We start from the raw sequence: 14,465 nt of genomic DNA, 5'->3' as shown, positions 1-14,465 counted from the left end.
AAAAGCGATCGCAACTCGCCAATTTTCCAATTATTTTCATTTTTTCATTTTGTAGGGTGGGCATTGCCCACCCTACTGGTCTAAAATATACACCCCAAATCTAGCAAAAACTCTAATTTGGTGCGATCGCGACTCGCCAATTTTTCAATTATTTTCGTTTTGTCGGGTGGGCATTGCCCACCCTACTAATTTTTTAATTATTTTCGTTACTTGTCTAGTTGGGTTAGAAAAGCGATCGCGATTCGCTAATTTTCCAATCATTTTCGTTTTATCGGGTGGACAGGGCACACCCTGGTCTAAACCCCCTAACTGGAATGAATCGTTCAAAAACTTTGCCCGGCTTTAGCGATTAGCCCATAGCCAAGGCAGCCTTTGTTGTTGTTGCCGTTCAAACGCCGCTATTTTATCTTCATGTTGCAAGGTGATGCTAATGTCATCTAGCCCGTTGAGCAAGCAATGCTTCCGAAATTCATCCACCGTAAAAGAAAGTGTTTCTCCATTACTGCGTTGAATGGTTTGTTCCGGCAAATCGACAGTCATGGTGGCAGTATCGGGATGATTGGCATCTGCCATTAAAGTATCCACTTCACTGGCTGACAGAGCAATTGGCAAAATCCCATTTTTGAAGCAGTTATTGAAGAAAATATCAGCAAAACTAGGGGCAATAATACAACGAATGCCAAAATCTAATAATGCCCAGGGGGCGTGTTCCCGAGAAGAACCACAACCAAAATTTTCCCCGGCAATTAAAATTTTAGCCTCCCGATAAGGAGCTTGGTTCAGAATAAAATCAGCAATTTCCTCGCCATTTTCCTGAAACCGCAGCTCATCAAATAAAACTTTTCCCAATCCTGTCCGTTTAATGGTTTTCAAATGTTGTTTGGGGATAATAGTATCAGTATCAACATTCATCCGGGGGAAAGGGGCAGCAATTCCAGTTAAGGTTGTAAACTTTTCCATCTTGACAATCAACCGAATTCTCTAACATCAGTTAGTTTACCAGTTATTGCAGCAGCAGCAGCCATGGCAGGACTAACCAAATGGGTGCGTCCTCCCCGTCCTTGCCGCCCTTCAAAATTCCGATTTGAAGTTGAGGCACAACGTTCTCCCGGGGCAAGTCTATCGGCATTCATGGCTAAACACATGGAACACCCTGGTTCTCGCCAATCAAATCCCGCTTGGGTAAAAATGCTATCTAGCCCTTCTTCTTCTGCTTGATATTTCACCAACCCAGAACCCGGAACAATCATGGCATAAACCCCATCGGCAACTTTACGCCCTTCCACAACTTTGGCAACTTCTCGCAAGTCTTCAATGCGGGCATTGGTACAAGAGCCAATAAAGACTTTATCCACAGGAATATCGGTTAATTTCGTGCCTGGGGTTAATCCCATATATTCCAAAGCTCGTTTCACCGATTGTTGGCGATTGGCATCGCTGAAATCCTTGGGATCGGGAACTCGCTCGGTAATGGGCAACACATCTTGAGGGCTGGTTCCCCACGTCACCTGCGGAATCATTTCACTGGCTTTGAGGGTTACTTCTTGGTCGTAGGTAGCTCCCTCATCAGAAAGAAGAGACTGCCAATAAGCAACAGCTTGTTCCCAATGGTGACCTTGAGGCGCAAAGGGACGACCTTTGATATAGTTAAATGTGGTTTCATCGGGGGCAATCAACCCCGCTCTTGCCCCAGCTTCAATGGACATATTACAAATGGTCATGCGTCCTTCCATGCTCAGGCTGTGAATCGCCTCTCCCGCATATTCAATGACATGACCAGTGGCTCCTGCGGTGCCAATTTTTCCAATAATAGCAAGAATAATATCTTTCGCCGTTACGCCCAAAGGAAGATTCCCTTCCACTGCAATCTTCATGTTTTTGGGCTTTTTAGCTTGTAGAGTTTGGGTGGCTAGAACGTGCTCAACTTCGGAGGTACCAATGCCAAACGCTAGGGCACCAAATGCCCCATGGGTAGAAGTGTGACTATCCCCGCAAACAATGGTCATTCCGGGTTGGGTTAACCCTTGTTCGGGACCAATAATATGAACGATTCCCTGCCGTTGGTCGCTCATACGGAATAAGGGGATGCCAAATTCTTCGGCATTCCGTTCGAGGGTTTCTACTTGCAGGCGACTTTGTGGTTCTTGAATCCCTTGGGAGCGATCGGAGGTGGGAACATTATGATCGGCTACCGCCAGGGAAGATTGCGGTTGATGGGGTTGACGATGGGCTAAACGGAGTCCTTCAAAGGCTTGGGGACTGGTTACTTCGTGGATGAGATGGCGATCGATATAGAGCAGACAAGTGCCATCTTCTTGCTGATGAACTAAGTGCTGATTCCAGATTTTATCGAATAGGGTTTGCGGGTTGCTCATTGGCGATGATGCTGATTTTACAGTTTTGTTTTTATTTAAAATAGCTATTAGGATCTATTTTCGTCAATGGGGGAAATTTATGGCGATCGCGATCGGCAATCGTAACACCCAACGTTTCCATCAGGCAGAACGTTTTTGATATTGGAACTGCTGTTTTTGCAGTTGGTGCATGTGTTGGAATAGCTGCCAGCAGTATTCCTCGGGCAAACCGCAGGTTAAAGCACCCCGCAAAACCACATCAAAATACCAGTCGTTAGGAGCAATTTCGTGGGGTAGTTTGTTAACCACGGTGTAAGTACGCACGTTGTCGTAGGTGTTGCCTTGGGAATCTTGCACTTGCACGATTTCCCGACGGTAGCCGCCGGTGGGTACTTCTTCCCGTTCGTCGAGACGGTTGCTCAATCGCTGAGGAATTTCGTATAGAACGCCATATACATGCTGCCTTGGTTCGGGGGTAACATCCAAGACACCGCAGTTACGTTTGGCGGAACGCCGGTAAAAACCCAACCGATAGTTTGGTAAGACGGCCACATCAACGACGTAGTTGTGGGTGCTTTCTCCGAAAGTTCGTTTTAGGTCTACCGGGCACATGCAGGAGCCATAGGCGAAATAGTAAAATGTGGGTTCGCTAAGTTGTTTGACGGATAGCGTTCCTTTTTTTATAACCGAACGAGAATGTTTTTGACGAACTTCCATATTCAATTCCCTATTTTATTGTGAAAACCATAGCGCTATCTTAGCAGACAACTTGGGCAAAAACAACACTATCCCGATAGGAAAACCGGAGATTATGGAATCGAAGATTGACGCTATTTTGGAGCGCTACGCCCAGCAGGAACGGAATTTTGCCAACATCGATCTCGCCCAGATGCAGCGACCTGCGATTGTCTTGCGAGAAGCTATTTTTAGCCATGCCAATCTCCAGGGGATTGCTTGGGAGAAAAGTTGGCTGCAAGGGATTGATTTCCAACAAGCTCAGTTGCAAGGTGCGCAGTTATGGGATTGCAAGTTAGCGGGTGCCAATTTTCAAAAAGCATTCTGTGCCCAAGTTAATTTACAAAATGCTGACTTACAAGGGGTAAATTTTCAAAGTGCCGACTTGATGTCAGCCGATTTGCGCGGTGCGAATTTACAATTTGCCGATTTTACTGGTGCCAATTTAATTGATGCCGACTTCACCGATGCCCATGTAACGGGGGCTATTTTTGAAAAAAGTGTTTTGAGTAGCAAAACCCAAATCACCGGGGATATTGCTACCTTTGCCCCTGATGCAATTTTAATTTCTCCTTCCGTATCTCTGCGTTCTGCCGATTTGAGCTACGTAAATTTCCGCCATGCCGACCTGCGATCGCTAGATTTGAGTCATGCCAATTTCACCGGTGCCATTTTCATCGGTGCTGACATGCGGGGAACCGACCTGACCCGGGCAAATTTAACCGCCGCCAACTGCGAAGATGCCGACCTGTGCCACGCCAGCCTGCGTCGCGCCTATTTACGGGAAGCCAACTTCAGCCATGCCGACATACGTGGTTGCGATGCCACCCGCGTTCACGCTAGCTACGCCAATTTTACCGCCGCCGACATGCGGGGAATCGACCTGACCCGGGCAAATTTAACCGCTGCGAACTTGCAGCAAGCCCAATTAAGTGCTGCCGGTTTGCGGGAAGTTATTTTCCACCAAGCCGATTTCACCGATGCCCGGTTGGATAATACCGATTTAACGGGAGCCATCTTAGCAACAGCTAACTTAGAAGGGGCTATTCTTCCGCACGATCTGCATCTCCATTCCCCAGACTAGCCGCGATCGCTTCTTGGCTCACTTGTTGGTAAATTTCCTGCAAGTAATTTTTAAAGATTTTGCCAGCAGCGGGATTGAGGGGAATATTGGGGTCTTCATTGGGAAAATGCAAATCCCCCAACACATCCAAAACCGTCTCGTTGCTGGCTGGTGGGGCAATAACCACCAAAGAAGAATCAAGCTGTTGGTCGTATTCCCAAAAAGACGATAGCCAATCGGCAGTGGCATCCCATGCGGCGGGTTGGGTGGCTTCTTCAGTTTCGTTTTCAGTAGAGGCTGGCGCTGTTTCTGGTGATGGGGGTTCCGTATCAGTATGTTCTTCTTGCCAAATCCAATATTGGCGCAAAGCATCTAAAATTTGGTCCTTGGTTCGCCCCCGCAGTTGAAACAAAACAAACGGATCTTCGCTGAAGCGATCGCCTAGTAGATAATATACCGCAGCGATGTGCTTGCAGGGATTGGCTTTATCCGGGCAGGTACATTTGCTACGTACTTCCGATAAATTAAACGGGAACAACCGCAAACCATTGGCAGCAAATACCTCCGTTTCGATACTGGGTGGCATCTCCCCAGCCAGCAACTTAGCAGCAAAAATAGGTCGGTTGGCGAGGGTTTCGACGACCCAATCCCATTCTTCGTCAGCAAATGGTTTTAACGAAATAGAAACGCGATAGGGGTTGGGCTGGGTTCCCTGAACGTCAGCTTTAACCTTGCGCTCTTTAAACCAAATATCGAGTACATTTCCCTGTCTGGCGTAGTTGCGGGCGCGTTCCAAGCGTTTTTTAAACCGGTAGGAATCTAAAATTTCCAGCCATTGTTGCGCCCACCATTCGCGGTTGGGAGTGAATCGTTCTTCATTTGTTGTTTGCATGAGTTCCAACACCTAGTCTTCATCAATGACAGCATTGCGATCGAGAACCAATAGATTGCGCAATTGTTTGGTATCCAACTGCGTCAGCCAATCTTCGCCAGTACCAACCACTTGTTCGGCGAGTTCTTGTTTGCTTTCTAGGAGATTGTGGATTTTTTCTTCTAGGGTACCGGTACTGACGAACTTGTGTACTTGCACATTGCGGGTTTGACCAATGCGGAAAGCGCGATCGCTAGCTTGGTTTTCTACGGCGGGATTCCACCAGCGATCGTAGTGGAAAACATGGTTGGCGCGGGTTAGATTTAACCCTGTACCGCCAGCTTTGAGGGATAAAATCATTACAGGCGCGCCTTGGGGATCGTTTTGGAAGCGATCGACCATTTCTTCCCGTTGTTTTTTGCGGGTTGCCCCGTATAGGAAGAAAACTTCTCTGCCCAGTTCTTTTTCGAGATAAGGTTTGAGCAGTTTGCCCCATTCGGCAAATTGGGTAAAAATTAAAGCGCGATCGCCTTCGCTGATTAATTCTTCCAGCATTTCCTGCAATCGTTGCAGTTTGGCAGAGTGGCGGCGGAACTCAACGTAATCGTTGATATCCTTGGTTTTGTTGGCTCCTTGCAACAGAACCGGATGGTTGCAGACCTGTTTCAGTTTCACCAGCAGGGCTAAGATTTTGCCGTGGCGTTCGATACCTTCTGCCGATTCGATATCTTCTAGGGATTGGTTGACCAGGGATTGATACACCGAAGCCTGTTGCGGGGTTAAGCCGCAGAACACCGCCATTTCGTTTTTTTCGGGCAAATCTTGGATAATGTTGCGGTCGGTTTTTAGGCGTCGCAGAATGAAAGGTTGGGAAAGCGATCGCAAGGCTTGCAGCGAAGAAGTATCGCCGTATTTTTCAATGGGTTTGGCAAACCGCTTTTGGAAGAACTGGCGCGACCCCAAATATCCAGGATTGAGAAAATCCAAAATCGACCACAACTCTTGCAAGCGATTTTCTAACGGCGTACCGGTAAGTGCCATGCGAAACTGGGCGGGAATTTTGCGAACCGATTGCGATTGTTTGGAATTGGGATTTTTTATATTTTGCGCTTCGTCAATAATCACACCTTGCCATTGGACACCGGTTAGGGTTTTGACATCTCGCGTCACCAGGGCATAGCTGGTAATGACCAAATCCACCGATTGGGCTTGTTTGGCAAATGTTTTGCCGGTTTTGCGTTTGGCACCGTGGTGTACAGTTACGCGCAGGTTGGGGGCAAATTTGCTGGCTTCCCGCTGCCAGTTGCCCAAAACCGAAGTGGGGCAGACCAATAAAACGGGGGATTCCAGTTCGCCGCGTTCTTGTAAATGTAACAGAAACGCGATCGCTTGGATGGTTTTGCCCAACCCCATATCATCGGCAAGACAAGCCCCCAATCCCCACCGTTGGAGAAACAGCAGCCAGCTAACCCCCCGGCATTGGTAAGGTCGCAGCGTACCGTGGAAGTTTTGCGGTGGTTCTACTGGTTCCAAAGAACGATTTTGGGTTAGGTGACCCAGCAACTCTTCCAACGCCCCTTGGGCTTCAAAATTGACCACCGGCAGTTGTGCCATGGTTTGGGTATCGCCGGTTGCCAGCCGCAGGGCATCTTCTAGGGTTAAATTCATCCCTTCTTTGCGGTCGAGAAAAAATTCCTGGGCGGCTTCTACGTCTTGTTCGCGCAGTTCCACCCATTCGCCGTTAACTTCTACTAAGGGGGAGTTTTGGGCGAGGAGTTCTTGGAATTCTTCTTTGGTAAGCTGGTGACCCCCTAAGGAGAGTTTCCATTGGAAATTGAGCAGGTTTTTGAGACCCAATTTTTCGGAGCTTTTTTTCCGAGGTTGCTTGGCTTGAATGCTCAATCCCAAGCGGCTGGAAATGCCTTCGCGACTCCGCTGCAAACTCGGCGGTAGGAGAACTCCCAAACCATTTTCTTCAAAGCGATGGGCAATGGTTTTGATAAACTCGTAGGCTTGTTGGGGAGTTAGAGGGCAGGCAGTGGGTTTGGGCGACTGCAAGCTTTCTTCTAAGGTGGGATACAAACGACAAGCCAATCCCAATCCCCGCAGCAAACTTTCCTGTGGGTAGGAGATGGTATAACCTTGGGGCGTTTGCAGGGTGGCGTGGTTCCAAACTTGACTGGCATCGATGGTGAAGTCGGGATCGTCTACCGCTTGCAGCAAGTATTTTAAATGCCAAGTGCGTTCTCCGTTGCTGGGAGGTTGCAGTTCAAAAGCAGCACGAACCCACCAAACACCGCCAGTTTGTTGTTGGAGGGGGGCTTTCCAGTTGGTGAGGGTAGAATGGAGCTTATTGAGAACGATGGGGTCGGATTGAATTTTGGCTTCGGCATAGGGAGCGCCTAAAGCTTGCAACCATTGACCGGCGGTGGGTTGTAGGAAGGGTAAGACTTGTTTTTGGGTGGTTTCGTTGCTGCTGACTACTTGGCGAACTTGGGTGTCGATGGTGGTATGTAGAAAATTGAATAGTAGCTGTTTGGCATTTTTGGGCAGGGGAACCGCCATGGCAGTTGTGGTATCGCCATCGTAGCACGGGGGCGCGGGCAGGTACGGGAGCGCGGGCAGGCACGGGGGCGCGGGCAGGCACGGGGGCGCTGCCCCTACGGGCATACGGGAGGCAAAATTTTCCCAGCGGAGTTGGTCGGTGGCACTATCGAGGAGGGGTTGCCAGGTAGCGATCGCATGTTGGCTATCTGTTACTTGTAAACCAGGTAAAAATTTGCCCCGCGCCAGCAAATCCAAACTCCAACGGGTTATGTGGGACCAAAAACGCAAATCCGCTCCCAACCAGGAATCGGAACTATCTACAGCTTGCAAGGGAATGGCTTGTAAAAACTGCACCGCCGCATCGCCAGACAAAGCCACCCCCAGAACTTGCCAGGGAAACAAATAAGTTTCTTTCGTAGGGGAACTGGCAGAGTGTAGAGGGATGAGACGCCCTGTTTTTTTCGCTATGGTCGTAGGTAAAGCCACTGTTGCCGCAATCGGGCAATCGGTTTGCAAAAGGATTTGCGCCAGTGCAGGGGGAATTTGTTGTTGCTGTTGCTGTTGTTTTACCCAACTTAGCAAATCAGCCACCGACATCGCCAAAGGATGCTCTTGCTGGTCCGCTTGCGCATCCACCGGTTCTACCCGACGCCAAATTTCTCCCCAAACCAACAAATAGCCTTGGGCGTTCTGGGTGTTGATCCAAGTTCCATGTAAAATCGCCATTCGCTATAGAAAACCTTTCCACCGACAACAAAACACAACACAGACCTGGGAAACACCAGAACCAATATTTCCGGTGTTGCCCAGCTCCGACGGCGCTATGTATCCAACCAGGCAAAGACCGCTATCGGTCGCTGCCATCCTTTTAGCCTAGCAAATCTGGGTGGACTGACAACAACATCGGGCAACTAACTATAATAGCGTAGAGAAGTAGACCTGTATGTCCCTTGATTGCTTGCAACCAAGATACCAATATCAGTGCTACGATTGCGATTGAGAAGAATAGCGAACAATGAACATGGACAAGAATGGCTTGAAAGAGATCGAAAGGTCAATCTCTTTTGACGGTCGGGATATTATCCTCAAAATTGGTTCCCTTGCGCCTCAGTCTGGTGGCTCAGTATTAATCGAATCAGGCGATACGGCTGTTTTAGTAACCGCTACACGTTCCGAACCGCGAGAAGGTATAGATTTCCTGCCCCTGTTAGTGGACTACGAAGAAAGACTGTATGCTGGCGGACGCATTCCCGGAGGGTTCCTGCGACGAGAAGGTCGTCCCCCGGAAAAAGCGACCCTGACCAGCCGTCTCATCGACCGTCCGCTAAGACCGCTCTTCCCGAGTTGGTTGCGCGATGACATCCAAGTCGTCGCTACCACCCTCTCCATGGACGAGCAGGTTCCGCCGGACGTCCTCGCGGTCACTGGTGCTTCCATTGCGGTTATGTTGGGGCAAATGCCCTTCTACGGACCCATGGCAGGAGTCCGTGTGGGGTTGATTGGCGATGACTTCATTATTAATCCTACCTTCAGCGAAATTGAAGAGGGAGATTTGGATTTGGTGGTTGCTGGCTCCCCCGATGGGGTTTTGATGGTGGAAGCCGGTGCCAACGAACTGCCAGAAGCAGATATTATTGAAGCCATCGATTTCGGATACGAAGCCGCCTCCGATTTGATTAAAGCCCAGCAAGAGCTGTTGGACGAGTTGGGCATCAAAATCGAAATTGGTTCGCCACCGGAAGCGAACAGCAATTTGGAAGAATTCGTGCGCTCCCGCGCCACCGACGGCATCAAAAAGGTTCTCACCAACTTTGACTACAACAAAACCCAACGGGATGAGGCTATTGATAGCGTCAAAGAAGAAGTCAAAAACCAAATTGAAGAGCTGCCGGAAGAAGACCCGGTAAAAGTCGCTGCTGCCGCCAACAGTAAAGACGTGGACAACACGTTCAAAGCGGTTATGAAAGAACTCATGCGCCGCCAAATTGTGGAAGAAGGCGTGCGTGTGGACGGACGTAAGCTCGACGAAATCCGGCCCATCTCCTGCCGCGTTGGCGTTTTACCCCGTCGCGTCCATGGTAGCGGCCTGTTCAATCGGGGACTGACCCAAATCCTCTCCGCTGTCACTCTGGGAACCCCTGGGGAAGCGCAAGAGCTGGCTGATGATTTGCATCCAGAATCCGAGAAAACCTACTTGCACCATTACAACTTCCCACCGTTTTCGGTGGGCGAAACTCGCCCCATGCGCGCGCCTGGGCGTCGGGAAATCGGACATGGTGCTTTGGCCGAACGGGCGATTGTGCCGGCGTTGCCGAAAAAAGAAGATTTCCCCTACGTGATCCGGGTGGTTTCGGAAGTGCTGTCCTCCAACGGGTCTACCTCCATGGGGTCGGTTTGCGGTTCGACGCTGGCGTTGATGGATGCTGGTGTCCCCCTGTCGAAACCCGTCAGCGGGGCTGCCATGGGATTGATTAAAGAAGGTTCGGAAGTCCGCATTCTCACGGATATTCAAGGTATTGAAGATTTCCTTGGGGATATGGACTTTAAGGTTGCCGGTACCCGCGATGGCATTACTGCCCTACAAATGGACGTGAAACTTACCGGTTTGTCTGTGGATACCATTGGCGATGCGATTAACCAGGCGCGTGAGGCGCGGATTAACATCCTGGAAAAAATGATGGAGGCGATCGACGAACCACGGGACGAGCTGTCTATTTATGCACCCCGGCTGTTTACGTTGAAGATCGATCCGGAAACCATTGGTATGTTGATTGGTCCCGGTGGGAAGACCATAAAGTCCATTACCGAGGAAACCGGTACCAAAATCGATATCGACGACGATGGCACGGTGACGATTGCGGCGGTGGATGGCGATCGCGCCAAACGCGCGCGTACCATGATTCAAAACCTGACCCGCAAGCTCAACTCTGGGGATGTCTATGCCGGTCGCGTGACCCGGATTATCCCCATAGGCGCTTTTGTGGAAATTTTGCCCGGCAAAGAAGGCATGATTCATATTTCCCAATTGGCTGACTATCGGGTAGGTAAAGTTGAAGACGAACTAGCCGTAGGCGATTTGGTCACGGTGAAGGTTCGGGAAATCGACAGCAAAGGACGCATCAACCTAACTCGGTTGGGCATCCATCCCGACGAAGCCTCTGCTGCCCGGGAAGCCGCTGGTTTGATGTAGAAGCAGGCTCTCCTTCTTCCTGAGGCTGGATAGCAGCACGGACAAGGTCTGGGAAGAAGGACCCCCACGGGCAACCGATGCGTTGCCCCCAGGTCTGTTCGGGAGCGTGGCATGTAGAGCCTTTCAGGGTTGCCCCTTTTGGAATCAAGAATTGTTAAGGTGGTTCTCCGACCGCGCTCCTCCAGGCACAGATGGAAAAGATAATTAAACAACGCAAATTTTGTTAATTTCGCTACCTAAAAAAATATAGAAAATCGTTGAAAAAGATGTATTTTCTAAGATTAAGAACGCCTCAAGAAATAGAGCGATCGCCCGCAGAAAATCATCAACCCTTCATATAAATTTGCTTTCCATGTAGTGCTGTATACAACCTGCAAAAGTGATGGTGCGATCGCCTTGCCAATCCCTAACATGGCAGCTAGAAGAAGCATGGAAAAACCATTCCCCTAGGCCATATCGCAAAAGCAAAATCACTTTTCTGCCCCTCCCATATCAGTTTCCAAAAAGCAAGATGCCAAAATGGCAAAATACCACATATCAGAGTTTTTTAATATTAACTTAACATTTACACCAATCAGCAGAGAGATTTAATAGAATTTTTTATTTTCACCACTGTCCCCTCAAAAATCGATTGGTAGAATAAACCTAGAAAGAAGAATTCATCATCTGGGGGAACAAATATTATGGTCGTCCAAGCACCACAAACCACATCACAAGAAGACAAAGAACAATCATTTGTCCTTTGGTTTGAAGAAGTAGGAATTGAAGACGTCGGTCTCGTAGGCGGGAAAAACTCCTCCCTTGGCGAAATGATCCAGCAACTGGGTGCCAAGGGCGTCAACGTACCGACAGGATTTGCCACCACCGCCTACGCCTATCGCTACTTTGTACAAAAGGCTGGTCTGGAAACCAAACTGCGCCAGCTCTTCCAAGACTTGGATGTAGAGAACCTGCAAAACCTACGCGAACGCGGCAAAAAAGCACGCTCCCTCATCCTCAACACCCCCTTCCCCGAAGAACTCAGACAAGCCATTTCTACAGCCTACCAACAACTGTGCGAACGCTACGGTAGCAGCGCCGACATTTGCGAGCGCTTTGAAGGGGAAGAAAAACAAGCCTGCCAGGAAACCAGCTACGACACCGACGTCGCCGTGCGTTCCAGCGCCACCGCCGAAGACTTGCCCGACGCCAGCTTCGCCGGCCAGCAAGAAACCTACCTCAACGTCCACGGCGTCAAACACGTTCTGGAAGCCTGCCACAAATGCTTTGCCTCTATTTTCACCGACCGCGCCATCTCCTATCGGGTGGTCAAAGGCTTCGATCACTTTGACGTTGCCCTTTCCGTGGGCGTGCAAAAAATGGTCCGTTCCGACCTCGCCTGCTCCGGGGTGATGTTCTCCATCGACACCGAAACCGGCTTTGAAAACGCCGCCCTGGTTACCGCTGCCTACGGATTGGGCGAAAACGTCGTTCAAGGTGCTGTTAACCCCGACGAATATTTCGTCTTCAAGCCCACCTTAAAAGAAGGTTACCGCCCCATTTTGGAAAAACGCCTGGGCAGTAAAGAAATCAAAATGATTTACGACCTCGGTGGCGGCAAAATGACCAAAAACGTTCCCGTTCCCGAACCGGAACGGAATACATTTGCCCTCACCGACGAAGAAGTGCTAACCCTAGGCAATTGGGCTTGCATCATTGAAGATCACTACTCCGAAAAACGGGGTCAAAAAACCCCCATGGACATCGAGTGGGCCAAAGACGGGGAAAACGGCGAACTGTTCATCGTGCAAGCTCGTCCGGAAACCGTCCAGTCGCAAAGGGCGCGCAACGTCCTGCGCAACTACCAACTCAAAGGCAGCAGCGATGTAGTGGCCCTCGGTCGTGCCGTTGGCGAAATGATCGGACAGGGTAAAGCCCGGGTCATTATGGACGTGCACCGCATTGATGAGTTCAAACCCGGGGAAGTGTTGGTCACCAACAAAACCGACCCCGACTGGGAACCCATCATGAAACAAGCCAGCGCCATCGTCACCAACCAAGGGGGACGCACCTGCCACGCTGCCATTATTGCTCGGGAAATGGGGATTCCTGCCATCGTCGGTTGCGGCAACGCCACCCAAGCCATTAAAACCGGACAGGAAATTACCGTCTCCTGTAGCGAAGGGGAAGAAGGCAAAATTTACAAAGGCTTGGTGCCCTTTGAAGTGGAAGAAACCGTTCTGGATGACTTGCCCCGCACCCGCACCCAAATCATGATGAACGTGGGCAACCCGGAAGAGGCGTTTGGTTTGGCGTCCATTCCCTGCGATGGTGTGGGCTTGGCCCGTTTGGAATTTATTATCGCCAACCACATCAAAGCTCACCCCTTGGCTTTGATGCACTTCGACGAACTCGAAGACGAGTCGGTGAAGCAGCAAATTGCCAAGATTACTTCCTGGTACGATGACAAGCCTCAGTTCTTCATCGACCAACTGGCACGCGGTGTGGGCATGATTGCTGCGGCTTTCTATCCCAACCCCGTGGTGGTTCGCATGTCGGACTTCAAGAGCAACGAGTATGCCAACCTCCTCGGTGGCGCTCAGTTTGAACCCAAAGAAGAAAACCCGATGATTGGCTGGCGCGGTGCGTCTCGCTACTACGACCCCAACTATCGGGAAGCCTTCGGGTTGGAGTGCAAGGCCATTAAACACGTACGCGATGACATGGGCTTGACCAACTTGATTCCCATGATTCCTTTTTGCCGCACCCCCGACGAAGGTCGCCAAGTGTTGGCAGAGATGGAAAAATACGGGCTCAAACGTGGGGAGAATGGGCTGCAAGTCTATGTCATGTGCGAAATCCCCAGCAACGTGATTCTGGCGGATGAGTACAGCAAGGTCTTCGATGGCTTCTCCATTGGTTCTAACGACTTGACCCAGCTGACCTTGGGCTTGGACCGCGATTCCTCGTTGGTGGCGCACATCTTTGACGAACGCAATGAAGGGGTTAAAGAAATGGTGCGTATGGTGATTGAAAAGGCGAAGAAAAATAATCGCAAGATTGGGATTTGCGGTCAAGCACCTTCGGACTATCCGGAATTTGCCCGTTTCTTGGTGGAATTGGGCATTGACTCCCTCAGCTTGAACCCCGACTCGGTGATGAAAACCTGGCTGGATATTGCCGAACTAGAAGGTTTGCGGTAACCGCACTTTTGGGTGGAAAAGCCAGGCTGGTTGCTTGGTTTTTCCCCAGCTCGTTTTCGCGCCCACGAAGACTGTCCTATTGACAAACTCCCCGCGCTAAAGCGCGGGGATTCTGGGGTCAAACAGTAAATGCAGGCTGAGCCTGACTGACTTTACCTCGCCCACAGGTTGTTGCCCCAACCTGTTTGACATTGATGGCGGCATTTTCGTCACGGTCGTTTTTCAACCCACAAGACCGGCAGCGCCACCGTCTCACGCTCAAATCCAACTCGTCCAAAACGTACCCACAACCCGAGCAGGTCTTGCTGGATGGAAACCAACGGTCGATGTGGACAACGGCTTTTCCTTTCTTTTGAGCGACCCATTCCAAGATTTGCAGGAACGACCGAAATCCTAAGTCAGAGACTTTGCGTCCCCAGAGTCGCTGCATGGCTTTTAAGTTCAACGTCTCGAAATAGAGAACGTCAAACCGATCGGTCAGCCAGTGAGCCAGTTTCCAAAACCAGTCTTCTCGCCGATGAAC

9 protein-coding genes are annotated in these 14,465 nt (G+C 50.1%); 3 read left to right on the top strand and 6 right to left on the bottom strand.

All coding sequences use genetic code 11. The features are described from left to right. Positions 1 to 342: 342 nt before the first annotated feature. The 3 genes from leuD to AS151_RS13295 form a co-directional block, all read right to left on the bottom strand. Positions 343 to 960 carry a 3-isopropylmalate dehydratase small subunit gene (gene leuD / locus AS151_RS13305; protein WP_071517548.1) on the bottom strand — a complete coding sequence of 206 codons (618 nt, stop codon included), beginning with the start codon at positions 958 to 960 and terminating at the stop codon, positions 343 to 345. An 8-nt stretch (positions 961 to 968) separates the two neighbouring features. Continuing rightward, positions 969 to 2,375 (bottom strand): 3-isopropylmalate dehydratase large subunit, encoded by a 1,407-nt coding sequence (gene leuC, locus AS151_RS13300; protein WP_071517545.1) that lies wholly within the window; start codon positions 2,373 to 2,375, stop codon positions 969 to 971. A 120-nt stretch (positions 2,376 to 2,495) separates the two neighbouring features. Continuing rightward, positions 2,496 to 3,071 (bottom strand): gamma-glutamylcyclotransferase, encoded by a 576-nt coding sequence (locus AS151_RS13295; protein WP_071517544.1) that lies wholly within the window; start codon positions 3,069 to 3,071, stop codon positions 2,496 to 2,498. 94 nt (positions 3,072 to 3,165) lie between these two features. Here AS151_RS13295 and AS151_RS13290 point away from each other — a divergent pair, with 94 nt between their 5' ends. Further along, positions 3,166 to 4,173 carry a pentapeptide repeat-containing protein gene (locus AS151_RS13290; RefSeq protein WP_071517543.1) on the top strand — a complete coding sequence of 336 codons (1,008 nt, stop codon included), beginning with the start codon at positions 3,166 to 3,168 and terminating at the stop codon, positions 4,171 to 4,173. Here the strand turns inward: AS151_RS13290 and AS151_RS13285 are convergent. Both AS151_RS13285 and AS151_RS13280 read right to left on the bottom strand, forming a co-directional pair. Continuing rightward, on the bottom strand, positions 4,133 to 5,044 hold the full coding sequence (locus AS151_RS13285; protein ID WP_071517547.1) for an SWIM zinc finger family protein: 912 nt from the start codon (positions 5,042 to 5,044) through the stop codon (positions 4,133 to 4,135). The genes AS151_RS13290 and AS151_RS13285 overlap by 41 nt on opposite strands. A 12-nt stretch (positions 5,045 to 5,056) precedes the next feature. Next, positions 5,057 to 8,296 carry a DEAD/DEAH box helicase gene (locus tag AS151_RS13280; protein ID WP_071517542.1) on the bottom strand — a complete coding sequence of 1,080 codons (3,240 nt, stop codon included), beginning with the start codon at positions 8,294 to 8,296 and terminating at the stop codon, positions 5,057 to 5,059. A gap of 310 nt (positions 8,297 to 8,606) precedes the next feature. Between AS151_RS13280 and AS151_RS13275 the strand changes: the two genes are divergently transcribed. Together AS151_RS13275 and ppsA are read left to right on the top strand one after the other, a co-directional pair. Beyond that, on the top strand, positions 8,607 to 10,760 hold the full coding sequence (locus AS151_RS13275; RefSeq protein WP_071517546.1) for a polyribonucleotide nucleotidyltransferase: 2,154 nt from the start codon (positions 8,607 to 8,609) through the stop codon (positions 10,758 to 10,760). 683 nt (positions 10,761 to 11,443) lie between these two features. After that, positions 11,444 to 13,942: a phosphoenolpyruvate synthase gene (ppsA, locus tag AS151_RS13270; RefSeq protein WP_071517541.1), complete on the top strand. Its 2,499-nt coding sequence runs from the start codon at positions 11,444 to 11,446 to the stop codon at positions 13,940 to 13,942. 118 nt (positions 13,943 to 14,060) lie between these two features. Here the strand turns inward: ppsA and AS151_RS13265 are convergent. Beyond that, the coding region (locus AS151_RS13265) for a zinc ribbon domain-containing protein (RefSeq protein WP_139240654.1) at positions 14,061 to 14,465 on the bottom strand (405 nt) is incomplete at its 5' end.

Origin of the sequence: Geitlerinema sp. PCC 9228, assembly GCF_001870905.1 — a bacterium.
Classification (GTDB): Bacteria; Cyanobacteriota; Cyanobacteriia; order Cyanobacteriales; family PCC-9228; genus PCC-9228.
This window is presented reverse-complemented; position numbering and strand designations above follow the sequence as displayed.

Bases quoted from the DNA above. Each gene is read 5' to 3' on its own strand.
- AS151_RS13280 (WP_071517542.1), bottom strand. From the start codon at position 8,296: ATGGCGATTTTACATGGAACTTGGATCAACACCCAGAACGCCCAAGGC.
- leuC (WP_071517545.1), bottom strand. From the start codon at position 2,375: ATGAGCAACCCGCAAACCCTATTCGATAAAATCTGGAATCAGCACTTA.
- AS151_RS13290 (WP_071517543.1), top strand. From the start codon at position 3,166: ATGGAATCGAAGATTGACGCTATTTTGGAGCGCTACGCCCAGCAGGAA.
- leuD (WP_071517548.1), bottom strand. From the start codon at position 960: ATGGAAAAGTTTACAACCTTAACTGGAATTGCTGCCCCTTTCCCCCGG.
- ppsA (WP_071517541.1), top strand. From the start codon at position 11,444: ATGGTCGTCCAAGCACCACAAACCACATCACAAGAAGACAAAGAACAA.
- AS151_RS13285 (WP_071517547.1), bottom strand. From the start codon at position 5,044: ATGCAAACAACAAATGAAGAACGATTCACTCCCAACCGCGAATGGTGG.
- AS151_RS13295 (WP_071517544.1), bottom strand. From the start codon at position 3,071: ATGGAAGTTCGTCAAAAACATTCTCGTTCGGTTATAAAAAAAGGAACG.